Below are 21,757 nucleotides of genomic sequence, written 5' to 3' on the forward strand. Positions count from 1 at the left end.
TTGGGCCTGTCAGGCTTGGTGGCTTTGATCAGCGCAAAGCCGGTGGGAATCTAACTCCGTATTGGACGTTAAAAGTGTAACCCATGTATTTGAAATGATGTGTTACCTATGTTTTTGAATCATACAGGGTGGATTTCTTTTGGTTACCTTTTCTTTGGCCATTCAAAGAAAAGTAACTCGCCGGAGAAGGCGAAAGACAGATTAAAGAAAGACACTAAAATGAGCTTGCCACTTAAGGATACACAGCAAGAACTGGCACAGTTCACGCCGACCCAACCCGCACGCCAAGCCAAAAAACAAACAAAAAAAAAGCCGACATAAATGCCGGCCTTATAAAATGGTGGAGCTAAGCGGGATCGAACCGCTGACCTCCTGCATGCCATGCAGGCGCTCTCCCAGCTGAGCTATAGCCCCAGGTCTTTCGACCCTGACACGGAGACCGTGTCGGTAAAGATGGCGTCCCCTAGGGGACTCGAACCCCTGTTACCGCCGTGAAAGGGCGGTGTCCTAGGCCACTAGACGAAGGGGACGCAAACCCTTCTCTGAACAAACTGGAATCTGTTCAGCAGTGATAAAACAGGCCAACGCGAACGTCGACCAAAAAACTTGGTGGAGCTAAGCGGGATCGAACCGCTGACCTCCTGCATGCCATGCAGGCGCTCTCCCAGCTGAGCTATAGCCCCGTCTCGATGACGGGGCGCATATTATGATTCACGCCCCGCCCTGTCAACAGAATTTTACGCAAAACAGCAACTTAAGGTAGCAGCAAGCGACAAGCCCCAAGCTGCAAGCAGAACCCCAACGCTATATCGCCCTTGCCCTTGCCCTTGCCCTTGCTTTTAGCTTTTAGCTTGCGGCTTGCGGCTTGCGGCTTGCGGCTTCTAGCTTGCAGCTGGAGGCTAAATAGCCTCCAGCTCCTTCTGCCAGGCCTTGTTTTCCTTCTTCGAGGTGCCGCCGAGCAGCTCCAGAGCCTGCCGCAAGCGGAAGCGGGTCAGATCAGGCCCAAGATGCGCCATGGCATCCAGCACCGAGACCGAACTGGCTTGACCCGTGATAGCCGGGAACAGCAGCGGCATCAGATCGCGCAGCTTGAGCTCCTGACTGGCCGCCACGGCGTTAATGGTGGCCATGATGCCGTCCTTGCTCCACTCGCGAAGCGCTTCGAGCTTCCACAACAGTAGCTGCATGACCTTACGCACCTCGTCAGCCGACAGCTTTTTGTGTTCAAACAACTCGGGCGACGGGTCGACCTTGCCAGCCATGAAAAAGCCCAGCAGGTCCGGCAGATCACTGAAAGTTTCGACCCGGCTCTGCGCCAGGCCGATCATTGGCTTGAGATAGGCAGGGTTAAGCGCCCAGGTCTGCACCGCAGCGGCAAACTCATCTTCCGACAGCTCGCGAATCCATTGGCCATTGAGCCAGGACAGTTTTTCAACGTCAAAGATCGGACCACCCAGCGACACGCGTTGAATGTCGAAGTGCTCGACCATTTCAGCCAGGGTAAATTTTTCACGCTCATCGGGCATCGACCAGCCCATACGACCCAGATAGTTCATCAGCGCTTCGGGTAAATAGCCCATGCGCTCGTAGAAGGTAATACTGGTCGGATTCTTGCGCTTGGACAATTTGCTTTTGTCAGGATTGCGCAATAATGGCATGTGGCAGAGTTGCGGCATGTCCCAGCCAAAGTACTGATACAGCAGCATGTGCTTGGGAGCCGAGTTAATCCACTCTTCGCCACGCAGCACATGGGTAATACCCATCAGATGATCATCCACCACATTGGCAAGATGATAGGTCGGCAGGCCATCCGCTTTCATCAGCACCTGCATATCCACCTGCTCCCAGGGAATATCGATCTCGCCGCGCAGCATATCCTGTACCTGGCAGACGCCTTCACTGGGTACTTTCATGCGCACCACGTGGGGCTCGCCCGCACTCACTCGCTTGGCAACATCGTCAGCCGGCAAATGCAGGCAGTGGCCGTCATAGCCGGGTGTCTGCTTGTTGGCCATCTGCTCGGCACGTAGCTCGTCCAGACGTTCGCTACTGCAGAAGCAGCGGAAGGCATGGCCATCACTGATCAGCTTTTCGCTGTGTTGGTGATAAATCGCACTGCGCTCGCTCTGCCGATACGGGCCGTGGGGACCACCGACATCAGGACCTTCATCCCACTCCAGACCAAGCCAGCGCAGAGAGTCAAGAATCTGCTGCTCTGATTCAGCGCTGGAGCGGACTTGATCCGTGTCTTCGATCCGCAAAATGAACTGACCACCATGCTGGCGAGCAAAACACTGGTTGAACAGAGCGATGTAAGCAGTGCCAACATGCGGATCACCGGTTGGTGAGGGCGCGATACGAGTACGAACAGTCATGAAATCTCTCAGTCAGGCTGCCGAAGTCGACTTCGGCATGGTAATGATTGGGTTGTGGTAAGGATGAATGAAGATAATTTTATCAGTCCTCAAGCCTGCATCTCTACTTGCACGTCGTCACGCGCCTCCAGATTCTCGATAACAAAATCGATGAAAGCCTTAACCTTCATAGCCTGAAAGCGTCGTGACGGATATAACGCATACAGCTCGCTGGACGGCAGTGTCACACCTTCCAGCACCCGAACCAGGGTACCTTCGGCAACGCAAGGCTCAGCAATAAAGGCTGGCACATTGATAATACCGGCACTGGCCAGCGCAGCCTCACGAGCAAAGGTGATGTTGTTGACGACCAACACCGGGTTAATCGGCACGCTCAAATGCGGCTGTAAAAAGTGCCACTTGCGGCTACCGTCCACTAACGCGTGAATACAACGGTGCTGGCTCAGCTCCTCGGCCTTTTTCGGCATCCCATACTGGGCGACGTAATCAGGACTGGCATAAAGCTGCCGTGGACTGGACATGAGCGGACGTGCCACCAGACTCGAGTCCTGTGGTCGCCCAAGGTGCACTACGATGTCGACGCCCTCTTCAACCGGATCGACCATGCGGGTAGTCAGTTCAACTTCAACCTGAATAGCCGGGTAGCGGCGCATGAACTCCCCCACTACGCCGCCCAGAAACAACTGACCAAACTCAATCGGCGAGCTCACCCGCAACAAACCGGTAGGCTCACGCTGCAGCTGCATGATCGCCTGTTCGGCCTCGGCAAACTCCTGCATTATCTGCCGACAACGCTCGTAATAAGCCTGCCCAACCTCGGTTAGACGTAATTTACGCGTGGTCCGATTCAACAGACGCACACCAAGACGCTCCTCTAACTGAGCGATGCGCCGGCTCACCGTCGACTTCTGCATACTCAGGGTCGCGGCCGCACTGGTAAAGCTGTGACACTCCACTACGCGGGTAAAAATCAGCGCGTCATCCAATCCCATTAGTTACTGTTCCCGTATTGCAACAAAGTTTCCAGATTCTAGCGCCTCTGTGGTGATGTGGAACAGTGTTAGAGTGCAACGCATAACAAAAACTGGGGAACTTCATGTCTGCCCGCGTTCGCGTACGATTACTTGCCTTCCTGCTTGTCTGCGCCTTGATTGGTGCCGCTGCCTTCGCTAACTGGTGGCTCGTAGGCCGCCACTACGAAGAAACCGATAATGCCTACGTACAGGGCGATATCACGCTGATCTCCAGTCAACTGGCCGCTCAGGTCATCGAGGTACTGGTTGACGACAACCAACTAGTGGAAGCAGGAACCCCCCTGGTACGCCTTGATCCGCGCGATTTCGACGTTGCCCTGGCTCACGCCCGTGCCAACCTCGCCACGCGTGTCGCTGAACAGCAGCAGGCGCGTTCAAAGCTGATCCAGCAGGACAGCCTGATCCAGTCGGCAGAAGCCGGTCTATCGGCCACTCAGGCGGAGCGGCGGCGCATCGAGCTGGACATCAGACGAATTACCCCATTGCAGCAGTCCGGCTATGCCTCTGAGGAGCAACTGAGCAATTTCCGCGCACAGCTTGAAGTAGCCAAAGCGCAGGTCAAGAAAGCCGAAGCTGACGTGCAGACGCAAAAACTGATGAAAGACACGCTCAGTGCCGAAATCGATCGCCTGGCTGCACAAATTCAGGCCGCCGAAGCAGACGTAAGCCAGGCTGAGCTGGCGCTGGAACGCACTGAAATTCGTGCCCCCATTGCCGGTCGCATAGGCCAGCGCACTGCTCGCGCCGGCCAAAACGTGCAGGCTGGCAGTCACCTGCTGGCGGTCGTGCCCAGCAAGCAGCTTTGGATCAAGGCCAACTTCAAGGAAACTCAGGTTCAGGCAATGCACGAAGGCCAGAGCGCCGAGCTGATATTCGATGCCTTCCCAGACCAGGTTATAACAGCCCAGATCCAAAGCCTGTTCCCAGCCTCAGGGGCCCAATTCAGTCTGTTACCGCCAGATAATGCAACCGGCAACTTCACCAAAGTGGTGCAGCGCATTCCGGTCAAACTGGTCATCGACAGCGACCACCCGCTTGCAGGCAGCATCCGCCCGGGCATGTCGGTACATGTAAAGGTTGATCTGCGTGGCTGAACACGCGATCCCCGAACAGGAAATCCCGCCACCGGGCAGACGCGACTGGATAGCACTTCTAAGCGCTATCCTCGGCGCCTTTATGGCGATTCTGGATATCCAGATCATCAACTCATCCTTGAAGGATATTCAGGGCGCGCTGTCGGCGACCATTGAAGAAGGCTCCTGGATATCAACCTCTTACCTGGTCGCCGAGATCATCATCATTCCGCTCGCTGCCTGGCTGACGACAATCTTCTCGCCCCGCCGTTTTGCGGTCGGTATTTCAACCCTGTTTGTCCTTGCCTCGCTGCTCTGCTCCATGGCCTGGAATCTGGAGAGCATGATCGTATTCCGTGCCTTACAGGGGCTCGCCGGCGGCGCACTTATCCCTTTCGCCTTTACCCTGATCCTGACCAAGCTACCACCCGCCTCGCGCCCAAAGGGCATGGCGATGTTCGCCATCACCGCCACCTTCGCCCCGTCTATCGGCCCCACCATTGGTGGCTGGCTGACCGAGAACTTTGGTTGGGAATACATTTTCTACATCAACATAGTGCCCGGCATTCTGATGGCCAGCGGCTTAATGTATGGCCTGGATAAAGCAGCGCCGCGCTGGGAACTGCTTCGCCAAGGCGATTACTTTGGCATTGCTACCATGGCCGCCGGACTCGGCTGCCTGCAGGTTTTTCTTGAAGAGGGTCACCGTGAAGACTGGTTCGAATCCAGTGCCATGGTCACGCTGGCTGTCGTATCTTTTATCAGCCTGGTGTGTTTCATCATTCTGCAGCTCTCCAGACCTAACCCCCTGGTCAATTTGCGCCTTCTCAAAGACCGGAATTTTCTGTTTGGCAGTCTCGCTAATATTGGCCTCGGCGTAGGCCTTTACGGCACCGTCTTTGTGTTGCCGGTTTATCTGGCGCAGATCCAGCAATACAACGCCTTGCAGATTGGCCAGGTGATCATGTGGATGGGGTTTCCCCAGTTGCTGATCATTCCATTGGTGCCCATCCTGATGAAGTTCGTCGATGCTCGCCTCATCTGCGCTACCGGTTTTTTTCTGTTTGCCTTTGCCAGCTTTTTCAGTGGCAGCCTCAACCTGGATTTTGCCGGCGACCAGTTCATTGCCATTCAGATATTCCGTGCCTTTGGCCAACCTATGGTATTAGTCCCCATGTCGATTCTTGCCACGGCCATGATTCCGCCGTCGCAAGCGGGCTCAGCTTCCAGTCTCTATAACATTCTGCGCAATCTGGGCGGCGCAATTGGCATCGCTGCTTTGGCCACCATCCTGGATAGCCGGGCCAAGCACTATTACGAGATACTCCGCGAGAGCATTACACCCGGTAACGCTGCTTTTACCGACCGTATGGAGCTGCTCACAGCGCAACTGGGCAATGAACAAAGCGCCTTCCAGTTGCTGAGTAATCAAGTGCACCAACAGGCTAGCATCATGGCTTTTAATGATGCCTTTCACTTGATCGCTATCATGCTGGGCTTCTCCATGGTTTTCGTACTGCTGACCAAAGCCATTCCCAAACCTGTCGCTGCCAAGCCAGCCACTGCGAACGAAAAAAAATCTTGAGCCCCCCTTATCTGTAATTTTTTTTGATCACCCTCTAGCGCTAGCTGGAGCCAAGGGTTAGCATCGCCTACAAATGTAAAATATTTTAAACAACCCAATTTTCAGCAGGTGCACTATGGCCGAAACTCAGCACACCACTTCCTATTACGCCGCCTCGGCCAACCCAACGCCTTCACGGCCGCCGCTCCAGGGCCGTCATGAAACGGATGTGTGCGTTATCGGCGCCGGTTATACCGGTATTTCAACCGCGCTTTTCCTGCTGGAACAAGGCTTTAAGGTCACTGTTCTGGAAGCCGTCAAAGTGGGCTTTGGTGCTTCTGGTCGTAACGGTGGCCAGATCGTCAACAGCTACAGTCGCGACATCGATGTTATTGAGCGTAGCGCCGGCGCGCAGCAAGCTCGCATGATGGGCGAAATGGCCTTTGAGGGTGCTCGTATCATTCGCGAGCGGGTGGCCAAGTACAACATTCAATGCGACCTGAAGAACGGCGGGGTATTCGCCGCCTTCAACGAGAAGCAAATGGGTCACCTGCAAGCACAGAAAAAGCTCTGGGAGCGCTACGGTCACACGCAATTGGAAATGCTCGATCAGCGCCGTATCAATGAAGTCGTCAATACGGATCGCTATGTTGGCGGCATGCTCGATATGAGCGGCGGCCACATTCATCCGCTCAACCTGGTACTAGGCGAAGCCGAGGCAGTCGAGTCACTGGGTGGTATTATTCACGAGCACTCGACCGTGACGCGCATCGAGCAGGGCGCCAAGCCGGTGGTGCACACCGACAAGGGCCAAGTGGTTGCAAATTTCGTGGTCGTAGCGGGTAACGCCTATCTGGGCAACCTGGTTCCACAGCTTGCCGCCAAGTCCATGCCGTGCGGTACCCAGGTAATCACTACTGAACCGCTGAGCGATGAACTGGCGCAATCGCTGTTGCCGCAGGATTACTGTGTCGAAGATTGCGCCTACCTGCTCGACTACTATCGCCTGTCCGGTGACAAGCGCATGATTTTTGGCGGCGGCGTCGTTTATGGCGCGCGCGATCCTGCCAACGTCGAGGCGCTGGTGCGCCCCAACCTGATCAAGACCTTCCCACAACTCAAAGATGTGAAGATCGATTACGCCTGGACCGGTAATTTCCTGCTCACCCTGTCACGCCTCCCTCAGGTTGGCCGCATCGGCGACAACATCTACTATTCCCAAGGCTGCAGCGGCCATGGTGTAACTTACACGCATCTGGCTGGCAAAATCCTCGCCGAAGCCATACGCGGCCAGGCCGAGCGTTTTGATGCCTTTGCCAGCCTGCCGCACTATCCCTTCCCCGGCGGCCGACTGTTCCGCGTGCCCTTCACCGCAGTTGGCGCCTGGTACTACCAAATGCGCGACAAACTAGGCTTCTAACTCGCTTTCCCGACAGCCCTGCTGGGTATGGGCTGTCGGACACAACGCCTCCCAGACCAACGCATTAGAGTGAACCAGATCACAAGTGAAGTGGCATTTTGGAACTGCACGATACTTATCTAGTCAGATTATGCAGTGTCTGTGCAGCTTCAAGGCGCTACGCAGGCTTTCTAGCTGCAATCCAAGGCTTCCATGCAAGGAGGCCACGATCAGAATGAGGAGTAACTCCAATGACTTTCATGCAATCCAGCAAGCGCTATTTCTCCATCGTATTCGCCGCTCTCTTCATGCTTACCTCATTGGTCAGCATCCAGGCACAAGCAGCCATGGTAGGTACTGACGAAGTCATCGCGCAGCAGCAGTTGAATGTTGATCGAGCAGAGCTGAAAGGCATGCTGGATGATCAGTCGGTTCAGGATAAACTCGCCAGCATGGGGGTATCGCCTGACCAGGTCGACCAGCGCATCGATAGTCTCACGGCAGACGAGTTGGCCTACTTCAACACCCAACTTGATGAGGCTCCAGCCGGTGCCGGCGTCGTAGGTATTATCGTTCTGTTCCTGGTCATATTCGTCATCACCGATATGCTCTGCGCGACCGACGTTTACAGCTTCGTTAATTGCATCAACCGCTAAGCAAATGCTTAAAAAACTGCGCATTATTGCTGCGCTCGGGCTGACAGCATTGCTGTCAGCTTGCGCTGGCACTCCCACCGCGCCAACCCTGGCGCAGCTGCCACCAAAGCTCGATAACCGCAAGTTACTGACTGACGTCCCGTTTTTCGCTCAGGACGAGTACCAGTGCGGCCCTGCAGCGCTGGCCATGATGCTCAACCAGCGTGATATTCAAGCCACGCCCGAGGCGCTCAAAGAGCGCGTCTATATCCCCGAGCGAAAAGGCAGCCTACAGGTTGAGATGATAGCCACCGCCCGCGACAACGGCTTATTGGTCTACCCGCTGGAACCCGACTTGGCAGCGGTTCTAAGTGAGGTCGATGCCGGTAATCCGGTACTGGTGATGCAGAATTTAGGTCTGAGCTGGTACCCACAGTGGCATTACGCCGTGGTGGTGGGTTATGACCTCAGCGAGCAACAGATAATCCTGCACAGTGGTCTGCAGGAGGCAAAGCGCGAACCCATGAAACTCTTCCTGCGCACTTGGCAGCGCGCTAACAACTGGGCCAGAGTCACGCTACCCACAAATCAGCTTCCTGCCACCGCCATTGCACTGCCCTACTTGCGTGCTGCCAGCGACCTGGAGCAAACCGGCAAACTGAATGCAGCCAAAGAGGCTTATCAAACCGCTCTGGTTGAATGGCCGGAAGAGCCTGCAGCGCGCCTGGGGCTTGGCAATATAGCCTGGAGCCAAGGCGAACAAAGTGTTGCCATCGACCACTTCAGCGCGCTGACGCGCCAGTTTCCGACGTTCGATGCTGGCTGGAATAACCTGGTAACCGGACTCACTGAGATGGGCTGCACTCGCGCCGCCGAGATAGCAAAACACTGCTCTAAGCAACGCGACCAACTCAATACGGAGAATGACCAGAATGGCACTTGTCCACTGCCGGTATGCCCCTGACAATCTCTGCTGATTATAAGCAAGCAGACGCACTAGAAATCGGAGAGTGTAGAAAAATCGCTCGCCAAGTCCTCGATTCATGCCGCCTGCCACCGCTTTATCTTGCCAATGTGTTCGCAATGCGCTGCGATAGGTAGAACAGCGTCCATCCATTAAGGATTCATCTTTTGACCCCGCGTGCAGCCTTGTTAACCATGCTCGCTATGTTGGCCTTTGCTGGCAACTCCATTCTGTGTCGTCTGGCATTAAAGGAAACCAGTATCGATCCCGCCAGCTTTACGGGTTTGCGGCTGTTATCAGGTGCATTGGCGTTATGGCTTATCGTCCGGTTGCGACGGCCGAACAGCGCTGGGAGTGGCAACTGGATATCAGCGTTTGCGCTTTTTGCATACGCTGCAGCATTCTCGGTCGCCTACGTAAAACTGACGGCCGCGACCGGTGCCTTGCTGCTCTTCGGCGCCGTACAGATCAGCATGATCGGCTATGGCATTAGCCGTGGCGAGCGCTTGCGCTTGCTGCAATGGCTGGGCCTCGGTTTGGCAACCATCGGCCTACTTGTTCTGCTACTACCAGGCCTATCAGCACCACCACTGGATGCAGCCCTGATGATGCTGCTATCTGGGGTTGCCTGGGGAGTCTATTCAGTGCGCGGTCGCGGCGCGGGCGATGCTACCCGCGTTACCGCCGGTAACTTCATGCGCGCCTTGCCCTTTGCGGCACTATTTGTCGCGCTAAGTTGGCAAAGCACACCGCTTGACACCTTAGGCGCGGTCTATGCGATGGTATCAGGAGCGCTGGCGTCAGGTGCAGGCTACGCGCTCTGGTACGCGGTACTCCCGTTGCTGGCGACCAGCAATGCCGCCACGGTACAATTATCAGTACCTGTCATTACGGCATTAGGCGGCGTTATGCTATTGAGCGAGCGCCTGACGTTCAGCCTGACTCTGGCTTCAATTACGCTATTGTGCGGCATCGCAATGGTCATACTGAATAACCAGAGAACCTCCTGAGTATACGGCCATCAACCACCTGCATCTGCGCTACCTGCTCATTCTCACAGCCGCCTTCTGCCTGCTATTTGCGGGCTTGGCCATCAATCCGCACGACCGCTACGACTGGGCCCTGGAAAACCTCCTGGTACTGGCCTTCGCCGTAGTGCTCGGACTGAGTTGTCGCACGTTTCCGCTCTCACGCCTGTCGTATACCTTGATCTTCCTGTTTCTCTGCTTGCATGAAGTCGGCGCACACTACACCTACTCTGAAGTTCCCTACAACGACTGGATGACCCAGGCTTTTGGCGTCACTCTCAATGAGCTACTGGGCTGGGAACGCAACAATTTTGATCGCGTCGTTCACTTTCTGTTTGGCGCCTTACTGGTGTATCCAATTCGCGAGTTGTACTGCCGAATTGCCAACGCCAAAGGGTTCTGGGGGTACTTCTTCCCGCTCGAAATGGCGATGGCCGCGTCTATGCTCTATGAACTGTTTGAATGGGGTGCTGCCTCCCTGTTCGGTGGTGACCTGGGAGTCGCCTATCTGGGCACACAGGGTGATATCTGGGACGCGCAGAAGGACATGGCACTGGCCAGCCTCGGCGCGCTGATAACATTGACGCTGGTGCTCCTGGTTAACCTATCGCTCAACCCCAACTTTCGCACTGAGTGGCGCGACAGCTTCAAGGTGAAGCGCAAGACGCCCTTGGGTGAAGATGAGCTGGAGCAACTGCTAAAAAGCCGGGAAAAAGCGAACACCGCGCTATAACGCAGCTAAATTCACGGCTGATGTATTGCGCGCAAAGTGTTAATGTAGCGCGCACAAAATGTGCAAACACTTGCGCAATTTCTTTCAGCAATGCCGCAGCGCCCTGAGTAGCGTGTGAGGCAGATACGATCGTTCGAAGGATTTTAAATGGCGCGTGTTTCAGGCATCACCCGACTGAAGTTAACAGCCTTGGTGCTGCTTATTGCTGGCTTATTTCTCGCCTGCACTCAAATACCCCGTTACCCGGTTGAAGAGCCGGTAGCAGCCCGCGTGCAAAGCTTCGACTATCAACGTGATATCCGCCCCATTTTTGAGCAAAAATGCATGGCGTGTCACGGCTGCTATGACGCGCCCTGCCAACTCAAGCTAACCAGCGCAGAGGGTCTGGAGCGCGGCGCCACGACACTGCGTGTTTACGACGGCGGCAGATTGGAAGATGCAAAACCAACCCGCCTGGGTATCGATGCCAGCTCGACCGCAGAATGGCGTGAAAAAGGGTTTTTCTCGGTATTGCACGGTGCAGAAGACGGCCAACTTAGCGGACTGGATGCCTCGGTGCTGTTCAAGATGCTTGAACTGGGACGCGCCAACCCGCTACCCGCCAACAGCTTATTACCGGACGAAATCACCATCGGCACTGGGCACGAAAACAGCTGTCCGAGCATAGATCAGTTTGCCAGCTACGCCGATAGTTTCCCGCACGGCGGTATGCCCTATGGCACCAGCGGATTGACTGACGAGGAATTCGCCACACTGACCCAGTGGGTCAGCGAAGGCGCCGTAGTCAGGCCCGCATCCTACGCCCCCGGCCAAGCCGAGCAGGCAATGGCCCAGCGTTGGGAAACCTTTTTCAATCAGACCGGGACACGTGAGCAACTGGTAGCGCGCTACCTGTTTGAACACCTGTTTGCTGCTCACCTGCACTTCCCCGAGGTTGAAGGCAGCGCATTCTATTCGTTGGTACGCTCCAGTACTCCGCCGGGCCAACCCGTGCAGCCGCTGCGTACCGTGCGACCCAATGATGATCCTGAACAAGCGTTTTTCTATCGTTTACAGCCCCTGCGCCAAACCATTGTAGAGAAAACCCACATTACCTACGCACTGGGTGATAAGCGCCTGCAGCGCTTCCAGTCGCTGTTTTTCGAACCCCAATGGGAGGTTACCGCGCTACCGGGTTATAGCTATGCCGAGCGCGCGAACCCGTTTATTACTTTTTCTGCCATTCCTGCCAAGGCGCGCTATCAGTTCCTGCTAGACAACGCAGAGTACTTCGTACGCAATTTTATCCGCGGCCCTGTGTGTCGTGGCCAGATCGCTACTGACGTTATCAGGGACCAGTTCTGGGCTGTGTTTGAAGACCCTGAGCAGGAAGCCTACGTCAACGATGCCGACTATCGTCAGAAGACCAGTCCGCTGCTTGGGCTACCAGGCCAGAAAAGCGATCTACTATCGCTTGGGCCACAGTGGCTTGAGTACAACGAGCAACGCAACAAGTACCTTGACCTGCGCAGTACCTACTACGCCGAGCGTAAGCCTAACGGAGCCACGCTGGACGAGCTATGGGACGGTGACGGCTGGAACCAGGACGCCCTACTGACGATCTTCCGCCATCACGACAGCGCCTCGGTGCGTCGCGGTCTGCACGGTCGCGTACCACGTACCATTTGGGTGATGGATTACCCGTTGCTAGAGCGCACTTATTACGAACTGGTAGCCAATTTCAACGTGTTCGGTAGCGTGTCCCATCAAGGACAAACTCGTCTCTACTTTGATCTGATCCGCAATGGCTCCGAGCACAACATGCTGCGCTTTATCCCTCAGAATAAACGCGAAGCACTCTACGCTCACTGGTATCAGGGCAGTGCCAGAATCAAACACGCACTGACCTACACCGGCCTGGACACCAGCACACCGGTTGCAATGGACTATGAGGGCGCAGACGATAACGCGGCCGTCATGCAGCGCTTCAGTCAACTACTGCTGGCTCGCGCCGACAAGGTCAGCGGGCCAGCAGATACCTTGAACCGCTGTGCGCAGAATAACTGTCAGCGCGCCGGAATAAGTAGCGAACAGCAGCAACTGGAACAGACACTGCAACCCTTGGCACGCGCCGATGGCGGCAGTCTGCCGGTCATCAGCCTGCTACCCGAGGTAACATTCCTGCGCGTCAAGCAGGGTGACCAACGCTGGGTTTATACGCTGGTGCATAACCGAGCGCATTCCAGCGTAGCCTTCATGTTTGGTGAGGAGTCGCGTTTTCTGCCCGACGAAGACACGCTAACCCTGATCGAGGGCACCCTTGGTAGCTACCCTAACTTCAGCTTTGATGTCAGCTTGGACGAGCTACCTGATTTTGTCGAAGCGCTTTCAGCAGTGCAGAAGCAGGACGGTTTGCACAAGCTCGCTGACCGCTGGGGAGTGCGTCGAACACACCCCCAATTCTGGGACATCATGGCTGACTTCAAACGCAGCATCGAGGAAGTGTCGCCCGACCAGGCTGGCATACTCGACGTCAACCGATACCAGAATCTCTAGGACGCTTGCAGATTAACGGGCTGATCCAACAACTCGTTAATCTAGCCTACGACTACCTCACTGATCAGCAACTGCGGCGCGATATCTGTGTAGTTAACGATATCGCTCTGTATCACCTTGGCGTGGGGCGCAAAGGCAGCCTGAAAGCCTTCTATCGACTCGCAAAACAAGTGACCCGTGGCGACATAGGCGGCAGGTGCATCGGGTGCGCCGCCAGCCAGACCGCGATCCACCCCAAATGACAGGCAAGCATCACCCATCAGTCTTTTGACCATTGGCATATGCTGGTCACGGTAATAATCGTGATCAAAATGACTGCCTGGGTTGTTGGGATACATCACGCTTACTTTGATCATGGAGTGCTCCAGTGGTTAAGGTCCGCCTGACTTGCAGGATGACGTTTGCTAACTGAGTTTGCCTCAGCCTATGCGCAAGCGGCAACGCCATCAGCAGCGCGAATGCTTTATCAGTCATGGGCTCTGATAGTGACGAACAACTCGCCCGGCCAATTCAGGTTATTGCCAACGCAGACCTGCACTGAACTTGCCAGCGCCAACGCTGCCCATAGTACGACAGAGAGACGTCGGCCAACTGAATGGCTCAAGGCATCAGCGGATAAGTCAACACGCGTCTTTGGGTTACACTCTTTAAACGAATAGATATCGCTGGCGCTTGGCGCCGAGTATTGAGGAGCATTGCATGCATATCACACCTGCACACGTCATGTTGATCGGATTCACTTCCCTGCTGGCCGCCGGCTGCAGCCAGATAAACAGCAAAAATAGCGCCAGTGATACGACACCCCAAGAACAGGCAGCCCCCGCCACTGAGCAGGTCATCGGTAGCATCAGCTACCGTGAACGCATAGCCCTTCCGCCGGGCAGCGTCGCACACATCAAGCTCAGCGATGTCTCGCGTGCCGACGCGCCCTCAATCCTATTGGCCGAACAGAATACAACGATGTTTGCCAAGCAGGTGCCGGTGCCTTTTACCCTCAAGGTCGAGCCCGCCATGTTCGACTTGCGCAACAGCTATTCGGTGTCGGCGCAGATCCGCAGTGCCGAGGGCCAATTACTCTGGACCACTGACAGCGCCAACCTGATCGATGTTACTCAGCCGGTAGCTGACATGGGTACCTTGATGCTTATCAAGGTCAGCGGTGCAGTGGCAGACGATGCCGAAATCGTCGATGTGAACGCATTCCTGCCCTTTGCCGCCCAGGGTAATGAGCCGGGCTGGACCCTCAAAGTCGACAACGAGCGCATGAGCCTGAACCGCCAAAACGACCCGACCACCATACTCACTCCTACCCCGACGACCACCCGAGAAGATGACAGTTACCATTTTAACGCCAGTACCGAGGCGAACTCTGTCATTGTCGATGTAACCCCTGAACTATGCCGTGACAGCATGACCGGGATGCCATACCCCTATGCCGTCAGCGTCAAGGTCAATGGCGACACGCTTAAAGGCTGTGGCGGTTCACCTCAGTCGCTGCTGACCGGACGTGAGTGGATTGTCGAGGATGTTGATGACAAGGGCGTCATCGACAATACCCGGATGAGCATGAACTTCACCGCCGAGGGCCTGCTGGGCGGCGTGCTTGCGTGCAACCACTACAGCACCGGCTACCAACTGACTGGAGAAGGGCTTACTACCCAAGCGATCGCCTCAACCAATAAAGCCTGCGCGCCCGCGCTAATGAACCAGGATGGTCACTTTCTTGAGGTACTAGGCGATATAAACCGCTTTGAAATCGATAATGCCGGTGCGCTGCTGCTTTACAGCAGCGATAACCGCAGCATCAAAGCACGTGCCCAAGAGCCAGCAAACAGACCACTGCAATAACCTGCGCCTTGGGCTGCGTGCAGCGCGTGCGCAGCCCAAGATGGGTACGTCCTCTACTTTTCCAGCACAGCCGCGAGTTAACGCATGACCAAACAGAGCAACCCAGAGCAGGACAACCCGCTTACTCTGCATCTGGGTCATGAAGAACTGATTATTCGTCGTCGCTACGAACTGCTCAGCATCATCAACGACTTTTTTATCGCTATCTGGTTTCTCATCGGTAGCATTTTGTTTCTTTTTCCGTCACATGAAAAGCTCGCCGTTGTACTGTTCATTATTGGTAGTGCGCAATTCTTGATTCGCCCAAGCATACGTCTGATCAGTCATATTCACCTACAACGTAGAAGCGCCAGCAACTGGGAGAATTGAGCTACAGCGGCAATTACGGGCCTCACCAAGAACCTATCCTAGGCCAGTCAACATGGACAGAAAGGTCAAGTTACGGCATTATGCCCCGCTCAAAAACCCTGTTTCCCGCAAGGTTATGCACCCTGACAAGGTAATTTCATGAGCGATTTGCCCAACTGCCCCAACTGCGATTCTTCCTTCACCTACGAAGATGGCCTGATGTTCGTATGCCCGGAGTGCGCGCACGAATGGCCACAGCAAGCAGCTGAAGAAGAAAGCGCCGGCAGCGGCATCACCGACGCCAATGGCAACCCGCTGGCCGACGGCGATTCAGTAACGGTCATCAAGGATCTCAAGGTCAAGGGCTCGTCACTGGTCGTGAAGGTAGGGACCAAGGTGAAAAATATTCGCCTGGTTGACGGCGATCACGATATCGACTGCAAGATTGATGGTGTAGGCGCCATGAAGCTGAAATCAGAGTTCGTTAAAAAGTCCTGATTCTCAGGCCGGGCGGCCTATTGCTGCATTCCTCCAGAGCCGCCCGCCCCGCTTCATCACTGCTCGCCGCTTCCTTCAACGCTTGAATGCGACGTACTGTCGGTGCGGGTTAGGACCGCGCCAAATAAAACCTTCAAAATAATAATGTAGAAACGACAGGGTCAGAATCAGGATATTGATCCAGGCGAAATGCTGATAACTGTTTAATGCATAGGCGACCAGCAGCGAACTCACTGGCAACACAATGAAAGGCGACCAGCCACTGGCATGAGTCAAGCGATAGCACCAACTGCCATCGCCTGCGCGGATACGGTTACGGTCGTGGGTGATATAGACGCTATACGCAGTCAGGTCATGAATGACCCGCGGAATCAGGATAACAAACAAGGTATAACCCACCTCGTTAATGACCAGCGCCGACACCAGCATGGCTGCATTGGCCCATAGATACCAACGTCCAACTCCCCGTTTTGCCAGGCGTGCCAGGCGCCATGACAACAATAGAACTCCGGCGCACAACCCGGCAGCCAGTAGCGACATCAGCTGGTAACCATTGATTCCCAGCAACGCCCAATCACCCAGAAAGCGCATACCGTAGACATTAATGTAAATTGCGAAGCCGGCCATAATTGCCAGCCACTTCCAGCAGGTAAAAAGGCGATCAGGACGCCTACCAAGCATCATCAGGGTCAATCCCAATTGCTGGGCCAGCACGTGATAGATAGTGTAGAAAGCGAGGAAGACAAAGAGCAGGTTATAGCTGAGCGGCTGCGGCCCAAAGTGGCCGGCAATGGCGATGAATAGAAACAGGCAGAAGGGCCACAGCAGCGTGCGACGGTAATACGACAGGTATTCCCCGTCTGCCATCGTTAGCATGCTGGCAATGATATGCGGCAACCCAAAAAGCACCGCCCAGATCGGCCAATCGTTGGGATCGTCCGGCAACACCTCGTTAAGCAGCCAACCATTCCACAGCAATACATCCAGCGCAACCAGCGCAATCGACAGCGGAATAACCGCGTAAAGTGCCAACAGCCAGCGGCAATCAATACTGTGTAGCGAATGTTCCATATAGGGGGCCAGCACTCAAGTGGTTATAACCATCACTTGAGCACAGGCTATTTACCGCGCATATCACCCGAATCAGTGAAGCTTAACCAATACGCCCGGTTGCCAGCCAAGCCACGATCAGACTTAAGATAACCACGATACTGAGCGGTTTACGCAGCGCAGGATACCACACCGGTGCCAGACCATGCCGTACAGCCCATAGATCAGCAAAATACAAGGTCGCAAAGGCGACGAAAAACACCGGCAAAGCCAGGTTAATCGGCAAACTCAATCCCACCCACCCCAGCAGCGGCGGCACAACCGATAACGCCAGCTGGATCGGCGCCTTACTGCTGTGCTCGTCCGCACGCATCGCCAACCCCCAGTGAATCGCGCCCATAAAAGCCAGAATCAACGCGGCATAGGCGAGCAACTCCTCCAATACCCGCTCACGCCATGCTTCCGGCGTCACCCATAAACCAAGGGCACCAGTGATAAAGGGAATCAAGCCAGCCAAGCCCAATCCGAGAGCCAGCTTCGGTGGCCGTGTCGCGCTGAAAGGATGCATGCCTACTCCATAGGTCCTGTTAACGCGCCAGCAAGACGCAAAGCTGAATTATAGGGGCTTATCGGAATGGGACAATGGCTGATCAGCCAGTAACTCACTAGCCGCCGCTGGTCGCTTGCGAGGCAACGCCTTTATCAACGCCTTTAACCGCGCTTGCAGGCGCTGCTGATCTTCACCAGAGCCAGAGCCAGAGGCAAGCGCGGCATAAGACTGCCGCACAAATTCATCGAAGAAGCCATCTATCGCACTACGTTGCCACGGCAAAGCCAATTGCAGACGTTGCTGCCAGTCCCGCGGGCCCTCACCCGGCAGTGCCTGCAAGCGCAGCCGTGCCAGTCGTTGATCCAAGCGCACCCAGGCGCGTTGCTGGGCACTACCACTCTGGCGTTGCGGGCGTAACCACCACAAGGCTTGCAACAGCATGATCGCGCCTGCGATTGCCAGCACAACCACACCGATCCGCTGCCAGTCTGTGGTACCCAGCCAGCGGCGGAACAGCCCCATCTGTTGCTCGCTCTTGAAATTCAGCACCCGCAACTGCCATTGATAGTTAATGTTATCCCAGGCCAGGCGCGCTTCATTGAGCCAGGCTACATCGCGGTACCGCGAGCCGGAAAGAAAGGCGTCCTGCAGGAAGCTACCTTCGCCTCGTACTGCTTCTTCCAGGCCCATTTCTATCCGCTCGGGTGCTACCTGGAAGGTAGGATCAACCGAAACCCAGCCACGCCCTTGCAGCCAAACCTCTACCCAGGCGTGGGCGTCAAACTGATGTACCAGAACATAGCTCCCGCGCGTATTGATCTCGCCGCCCTGATAGCCCGCAACAACCCGCGCCGGTATACCCGCAGCGCGCAGAACAAAGGTCATGGCGCCCGCGTAGTGTTCACAGAAGCCGCGGCGAGTATCGAAGAGAAACTCGTCGTTACTGTGCTGCCCCAATGGGGTCGGGTTGAGCGTGTAAAAGAATGGCTGTTGATTGAAATAACCAAGCAGCGCCTGCACCAACTGCGCATCGTCGGCATGCTGCTGGCGGAGCTCCTGGGCCCACTTGCGCGCACGCGGATCACCTTGTTTGGGCAGCGCCAGCTGTCGATCACGCTCCAGCTGGCTCAGTAGCTGCGGCTGTAATGCTGCGCTCGGGTAAGACCGAGCAGCGTAACCAAAGGTGCTATTCAGCGGTGCAATCGACCGCAGGGTGAAGTCTTGCATACGGCGCAGCGCAGGTTCTTCGGTGACCGCGCCAGCCAGACTGAACACCCAGTGTTGGCCACTCGCACCGGCAACCACGCGATAGTCAATAAACTCACCCGAGGTATCCAGCTCAGGTGCAGGCAGGTTATTAAGCAAGCGATCCTGCGACCAGCTACGCCCATCAAAACGGCTAAAGGTCATGGCTCGCCAGTAGAGCGTGCGAAGTGGCGGAATATCACCTTCGAAGCTGGCGCGAAATGCCAGCTCTGGCGAGCGCGCAAGATTGGCAATGTCGGCTGGTGACATGCTATCCGACAGGCCGGTGCGGGCCGTACCGCCCGGCATATTGACCGACCACAGCGGCTCCAGGCGCGGGAAGAAGATGAACAGCACCAGCAATAACGGGATAGCTTGCAACAGCATCACCCCCGCGCTGCGCAACGCGCGAATGGGGTCATTGCGACCCGAACTCTGCTGCAGACCAACCAGTGCAGCCACCAACACCAGCAAAGGAATGCACTGATACAGGGTTAACGGTATCCCTTGATCAAATAGAAAGGCCGTAGCCAGAATAAAAAAGCCAAGATAGACCACGACCAGGGCGTCGCGTGGGTTGCGCATTTCCAGTAACTTGAGCATGAACAGCAGCAGCAGAAACATGACCGTGGCATCCAGCCCGATCAAGGTGCCCTGTGCAAAGAACACCCCCAACAGGATCAACACCAGCGCCATGCTTTTGACCAGCGTCCCTGGATAACGCCAGCGCATGCGTTGAATTTGCACCCGCCAAAGCGCGCAGCCGATCCACATCAGCGCGACCCACCAGGGCAGGCGCGGCAAATGCGGTAACAGCACGACTACCTGCGCCGTCAGCAGCCAGGCCAGACTGTTGCGCGGGATAAGCCCGGCGGCACTCATGCGTCCTCCTCCAGCCCATACAAGGCCAGGGCGCGCAGACAGACATCGCGGTGCGACTCACCCAATGCAGGCGCCAATCTGAGCCCCGGCAAAGCCAACCCATAGGGCCGCCCGGCTGCTTCCAACGTCAATATCCAGCCTGTTAGCATGCCCAGACGCTGCTCCAGATCGCTTCCGGCAGTCTGCTCCAGATCCAGCCACTGGCTCTGCTGCTGTGGCTCGGCAAAGATCTTGCTGTGCAGCCCCTGACCGCGCGAGTAGGCTCGCCAGTCCAGGCGTCGCCGCGAGTCTCCGGGACGATAGGCACGTAGTCCCTGAAAGTCATCCACTCCCTCGGCCAATGGCGCTTGCTGGGCCTCGTCCTGCCCCTTACCACTGCGATGCACAGGCAGCGGCGCCTTGATTGGGCGCGGATACACCAACACCCGCCAATTCAGATCAAGCAAACTCCAGGCAACGAAGCAACCCAAAGGGAAACGGGTTTCAATACGCAACCGCTCAGGCTGCAACCAGCCCCGTCGCGCCGTTGGGTAATAGAGCGTTGCGGCAGTCTCGCCGTCAGCAGGCACGTCCAGCTGCTGTGGCACGACCTGTGGCCAACTTAGTTTGAGCGCCTGTCGCTCGCGCCTTGGGCTCTGCAATAACAGCCCCAAGGGCACCTGCTCCCCGGCAAACACCGGACGTCCACCGGTGGCGCGTAAACTGATCCCCGCGAGATTGCGATAGCTATGATGCAGCACTACCCAGAACAGGCTGAGTAACAGGAAGGTTAGTCCGTACACCAGACTATTTTGGTAATTGATTGCCCCCACCAGCAAGATCGCCAGCAACAGCAAAAATCCCAAGCCTGCCCGGCTTGGCAAGATAAAGATGCGGCGGTGATCCAGGCTGATCTGCTGTGCCGCCGGAATGCGGCGCTTGAGCCAGCGCTGATGCAGTGCGCGGGCACGCACTCGCCAGGCCTTGCTCACACCGCAGGCACTTCGTTGAGCAGCCAAAGCGCCAGGCTATCACCGCCATGACCGGTCGGATCGCTGGCCGCGCGCAAACGATGGCTGACAACCGATGGCAAGACCGCCTGTACATCCTCCGGAATCACATAACTACGCTGCTCAAGCATGGCCCACGCGCGGGCAGCAGCCAGCAAACCAAGACTGGCGCGGGGCGACAGCCCCCAAGCACAGACATCACTGTTACGGGTGTGATTGACCAACCGCAGAATGTAATCCACCAGTGCCTCACTGGCGTTGACCTGCGGCACCAGGCTCTGCAATCGGCGCAACTCATCACGATTGAGCAGCGCCTCTACCCGATCCAGACGCACCCGGCGATCATCACCCAGCAACAGACTCTTTTCTGCCTTTTCACTCGGATAGCCCAATGAAAGGCGCATTAAAAAGCGATCCAGTTGTGATTCGGGCAGGGCAAAGGTGCCGCCCTGAGATACCGGATTCTGGGTGGCAATCACAAAGAACGGATCTGATAACGCACGCGTGGCGCCATCGACGGTAACCTGGCCTTCCTCCATCGCCTCCAGCAACGCGCTCTGGCTTTTGGGTGTCGCCCGGTTGATTTCATCCGCCAGCACCAACTCGGCAAAAATCGGCCCCGGGTGAAATACAAACTGACCTGTATTGCGGTCAAATACGGAGGTGCCAAGAATATCGCCCGGCAGCAAATCACTGGTGAACTGAATACGCTGGTAGCTCATGCCCATTACCGAGGCCAGTGCCTGCGACAAGGTGGTCTTGCCCATCCCCGGCAGATCCTCAATCAGCAAATGCCCTTTGGCCAGGATGCACGTCAAAGCCAGCTTGACCGCGCGGGATTTGCCCAGCAATACCTGATCGATCGAGTCCTGTGCCGCTTTCAACGCATCCTTCATGCTCACCTCTTCTCCGGGTTACTATCCCATGGTAGGTGTAAGCGTCGCGCCGTGAAAGCCAAATGCAATGGCTTGTAACAGCTTGCGCGTCGCCAACTCATTCAACAGCGA

At 56.0% G+C, this 21,757-nt stretch carries 20 protein-coding genes and 3 tRNA genes; 12 read left to right on the plus strand and 11 right to left on the minus strand.

Going from position 1 to position 21,757, the window contains the following annotated elements; genetic code table 11:
- Positions 1 to 108 precede the first annotated feature (108 nt).
- A complete protein-coding gene (locus EF096_RS09745) occupies positions 109 to 321 on the plus strand; it encodes a hypothetical protein (RefSeq protein WP_123889440.1) in 213 nt (70 codons plus the stop codon).
- Positions 322 to 338: 17 nt separating this feature from the next.
- Here EF096_RS09745 and EF096_RS09750 read toward each other — a convergent pair.
- From EF096_RS09750 to EF096_RS09770, 5 genes are all read right to left on the minus strand, one after another.
- A tRNA-Ala gene (locus EF096_RS09750) sits at positions 339 to 414 on the minus strand.
- A 40-nt stretch (positions 415 to 454) separates the two neighbouring features.
- A tRNA-Glu gene (locus EF096_RS09755) sits at positions 455 to 530 on the minus strand.
- Between the two features lie 77 nt (positions 531 to 607).
- Positions 608 to 683, minus strand: a tRNA-Ala gene (locus EF096_RS09760).
- 216 nt (positions 684 to 899) lie between these two features.
- Complete coding sequence (gltX, locus tag EF096_RS09765) at positions 900 to 2,375, minus strand: glutamate--tRNA ligase (protein ID WP_123889441.1); 1,476 nt, start codon at positions 2,373 to 2,375, stop codon at positions 900 to 902.
- A gap of 89 nt (positions 2,376 to 2,464) precedes the next feature.
- Positions 2,465 to 3,367: a LysR family transcriptional regulator gene (locus EF096_RS09770; protein WP_123889442.1), complete on the minus strand. Its 903-nt coding sequence runs from the start codon at positions 3,365 to 3,367 to the stop codon at positions 2,465 to 2,467.
- Between the two features lie 104 nt (positions 3,368 to 3,471).
- Between EF096_RS09770 and EF096_RS09775 the strand changes: the two genes are divergently transcribed.
- From EF096_RS09775 to EF096_RS09810, 8 genes are all read left to right on the plus strand, one after another.
- Positions 3,472 to 4,503 (plus strand): HlyD family secretion protein, encoded by a 1,032-nt coding sequence (locus EF096_RS09775; RefSeq protein ID WP_123889443.1) that lies wholly within the window; start codon positions 3,472 to 3,474, stop codon positions 4,501 to 4,503.
- Complete coding sequence (locus EF096_RS09780) at positions 4,496 to 6,067, plus strand: DHA2 family efflux MFS transporter permease subunit (protein WP_256671290.1); 1,572 nt, start codon at positions 4,496 to 4,498, stop codon at positions 6,065 to 6,067. The genes EF096_RS09775 and EF096_RS09780 overlap by 8 nt, the downstream gene beginning before the upstream one ends.
- Positions 6,068 to 6,182: 115 nt before the next feature.
- Positions 6,183 to 7,466 carry an NAD(P)/FAD-dependent oxidoreductase gene (locus tag EF096_RS09785; protein ID WP_123889444.1) on the plus strand — a complete coding sequence of 428 codons (1,284 nt, stop codon included), beginning with the start codon at positions 6,183 to 6,185 and terminating at the stop codon, positions 7,464 to 7,466.
- A gap of 239 nt (positions 7,467 to 7,705) precedes the next feature.
- Entirely contained in the window at positions 7,706 to 8,101 is a 396-nt protein-coding gene (locus tag EF096_RS09790; protein ID WP_123889528.1) for a PA2779 family protein, read from the plus strand.
- 4 nt (positions 8,102 to 8,105) lie between these two features.
- Positions 8,106 to 9,044: a PA2778 family cysteine peptidase gene (locus EF096_RS09795; protein WP_123889445.1), complete on the plus strand. Its 939-nt coding sequence runs from the start codon at positions 8,106 to 8,108 to the stop codon at positions 9,042 to 9,044.
- A 167-nt stretch (positions 9,045 to 9,211) separates the two neighbouring features.
- Positions 9,212 to 10,054 carry a DMT family transporter gene (locus EF096_RS09800; protein ID WP_218565754.1) on the plus strand — a complete coding sequence of 281 codons (843 nt, stop codon included), beginning with the start codon at positions 9,212 to 9,214 and terminating at the stop codon, positions 10,052 to 10,054.
- 76 nt (positions 10,055 to 10,130) lie between these two features.
- Entirely contained in the window at positions 10,131 to 10,805 is a 675-nt protein-coding gene (locus EF096_RS09805) for a DUF2238 domain-containing protein (protein WP_235869694.1), read from the plus strand.
- Between the two features lie 147 nt (positions 10,806 to 10,952).
- Positions 10,953 to 13,340 (plus strand): fatty acid cis/trans isomerase, encoded by a 2,388-nt coding sequence (locus EF096_RS09810; RefSeq protein ID WP_123889447.1) that lies wholly within the window; start codon positions 10,953 to 10,955, stop codon positions 13,338 to 13,340.
- Between the two features lie 41 nt (positions 13,341 to 13,381).
- Here EF096_RS09810 and EF096_RS09815 read toward each other — a convergent pair whose 3' ends face one another.
- Positions 13,382 to 13,696 carry an EthD family reductase gene (locus tag EF096_RS09815; protein ID WP_123889448.1) on the minus strand — a complete coding sequence of 105 codons (315 nt, stop codon included), beginning with the start codon at positions 13,694 to 13,696 and terminating at the stop codon, positions 13,382 to 13,384.
- A 343-nt stretch (positions 13,697 to 14,039) separates the two neighbouring features.
- Between EF096_RS09815 and EF096_RS09820 the strand changes: the two genes are divergently transcribed.
- The 3 genes from EF096_RS09820 to EF096_RS09830 all read left to right on the plus strand — a co-directional run bounded on the left by EF096_RS09820 (position 14,040) and on the right by EF096_RS09830 (position 16,034).
- Complete coding sequence (locus EF096_RS09820) at positions 14,040 to 15,188, plus strand: YbaY family lipoprotein (protein ID WP_123889449.1); 1,149 nt, start codon at positions 14,040 to 14,042, stop codon at positions 15,186 to 15,188.
- 84 nt (positions 15,189 to 15,272) lie between these two features.
- Positions 15,273 to 15,557: a YrhK family protein gene (locus EF096_RS09825; protein WP_123889450.1), complete on the plus strand. Its 285-nt coding sequence runs from the start codon at positions 15,273 to 15,275 to the stop codon at positions 15,555 to 15,557.
- A 138-nt stretch (positions 15,558 to 15,695) separates the two neighbouring features.
- The gene (locus EF096_RS09830) at positions 15,696 to 16,034 is read left to right on the plus strand and encodes a zinc ribbon domain-containing protein YjdM (protein ID WP_123889451.1); all 339 of its coding nucleotides are present in this window, start codon (positions 15,696 to 15,698) and stop codon (positions 16,032 to 16,034) included.
- A gap of 75 nt (positions 16,035 to 16,109) precedes the next feature.
- On the opposite strand, the gene EF096_RS09835 is transcribed toward EF096_RS09830, so the two are convergent.
- From EF096_RS09835 to EF096_RS09855, 5 genes are all read right to left on the minus strand, one after another.
- The gene (locus tag EF096_RS09835) at positions 16,110 to 17,105 is read right to left on the minus strand and encodes a hypothetical protein (RefSeq protein WP_123889452.1); all 996 of its coding nucleotides are present in this window, start codon (positions 17,103 to 17,105) and stop codon (positions 16,110 to 16,112) included.
- A gap of 82 nt (positions 17,106 to 17,187) precedes the next feature.
- Complete coding sequence (locus EF096_RS09840; RefSeq protein ID WP_123889453.1) at positions 17,188 to 17,652, minus strand: DUF3429 domain-containing protein; 465 nt, start codon at positions 17,650 to 17,652, stop codon at positions 17,188 to 17,190.
- Positions 17,653 to 17,700: 48 nt separating this feature from the next.
- Positions 17,701 to 19,761: a transglutaminase TgpA family protein gene (locus EF096_RS09845; RefSeq protein WP_123889454.1), complete on the minus strand. Its 2,061-nt coding sequence runs from the start codon at positions 19,759 to 19,761 to the stop codon at positions 17,701 to 17,703.
- Positions 19,758 to 20,732, minus strand: a complete 975-nt coding sequence (locus EF096_RS09850) for a DUF58 domain-containing protein (RefSeq protein ID WP_235869695.1) — start codon at positions 20,730 to 20,732, stop codon at positions 19,758 to 19,760. The genes EF096_RS09845 and EF096_RS09850 overlap by 4 nt, the downstream gene beginning before the upstream one ends.
- Positions 20,729 to 21,646, minus strand: coding sequence for an AAA family ATPase (locus EF096_RS09855; RefSeq protein WP_123889531.1), 918 nt, complete (start codon positions 21,644 to 21,646; stop codon positions 20,729 to 20,731). Before EF096_RS09855 ends, EF096_RS09850 begins: the two co-directional genes overlap by 4 nt.
- Positions 21,647 to 21,757: the final 111 nt, after the last annotated feature.

The organism is Pseudomonas neustonica, assembly GCF_003797945.1.
Lineage (GTDB): Bacteria > Pseudomonadota > Gammaproteobacteria > Pseudomonadales > Pseudomonadaceae > Halopseudomonas > Halopseudomonas neustonica.

Excerpts from the sequence above, each read along its gene's own strand:
- EF096_RS09745 (WP_123889440.1), top strand. The coding sequence starts at position 109 with ATGTTTTTGAATCATACAGGGTGGATTTCTTTTGGTTACCTTTTCTTT.
- gltX (WP_123889441.1), bottom strand. The coding sequence starts at position 2,375 with ATGACTGTTCGTACTCGTATCGCGCCCTCACCAACCGGTGATCCGCAT.
- EF096_RS09770 (WP_123889442.1), bottom strand. The coding sequence starts at position 3,367 with ATGGGATTGGATGACGCGCTGATTTTTACCCGCGTAGTGGAGTGTCAC.
- EF096_RS09775 (WP_123889443.1), top strand. The coding sequence starts at position 3,472 with ATGTCTGCCCGCGTTCGCGTACGATTACTTGCCTTCCTGCTTGTCTGC.
- EF096_RS09785 (WP_123889444.1), top strand. The coding sequence starts at position 6,183 with ATGGCCGAAACTCAGCACACCACTTCCTATTACGCCGCCTCGGCCAAC.
- EF096_RS09790 (WP_123889528.1), top strand. The coding sequence starts at position 7,706 with ATGCAATCCAGCAAGCGCTATTTCTCCATCGTATTCGCCGCTCTCTTC.
- EF096_RS09795 (WP_123889445.1), top strand. The coding sequence starts at position 8,106 with ATGCTTAAAAAACTGCGCATTATTGCTGCGCTCGGGCTGACAGCATTG.
- EF096_RS09810 (WP_123889447.1), top strand. The coding sequence starts at position 10,953 with ATGGCGCGTGTTTCAGGCATCACCCGACTGAAGTTAACAGCCTTGGTG.
- EF096_RS09815 (WP_123889448.1), bottom strand. The coding sequence starts at position 13,696 with ATGATCAAAGTAAGCGTGATGTATCCCAACAACCCAGGCAGTCATTTT.
- EF096_RS09820 (WP_123889449.1), top strand. The coding sequence starts at position 14,040 with ATGCATATCACACCTGCACACGTCATGTTGATCGGATTCACTTCCCTG.
- EF096_RS09825 (WP_123889450.1), top strand. The coding sequence starts at position 15,273 with ATGACCAAACAGAGCAACCCAGAGCAGGACAACCCGCTTACTCTGCAT.
- EF096_RS09830 (WP_123889451.1), top strand. The coding sequence starts at position 15,696 with ATGAGCGATTTGCCCAACTGCCCCAACTGCGATTCTTCCTTCACCTAC.
- EF096_RS09835 (WP_123889452.1), bottom strand. The coding sequence starts at position 17,105 with ATGGAACATTCGCTACACAGTATTGATTGCCGCTGGCTGTTGGCACTT.
- EF096_RS09840 (WP_123889453.1), bottom strand. The coding sequence starts at position 17,652 with ATGCATCCTTTCAGCGCGACACGGCCACCGAAGCTGGCTCTCGGATTG.
- EF096_RS09845 (WP_123889454.1), bottom strand. The coding sequence starts at position 19,761 with ATGAGTGCCGCCGGGCTTATCCCGCGCAACAGTCTGGCCTGGCTGCTG.
- EF096_RS09855 (WP_123889531.1), bottom strand. The coding sequence starts at position 21,646 with ATGAAGGATGCGTTGAAAGCGGCACAGGACTCGATCGATCAGGTATTG.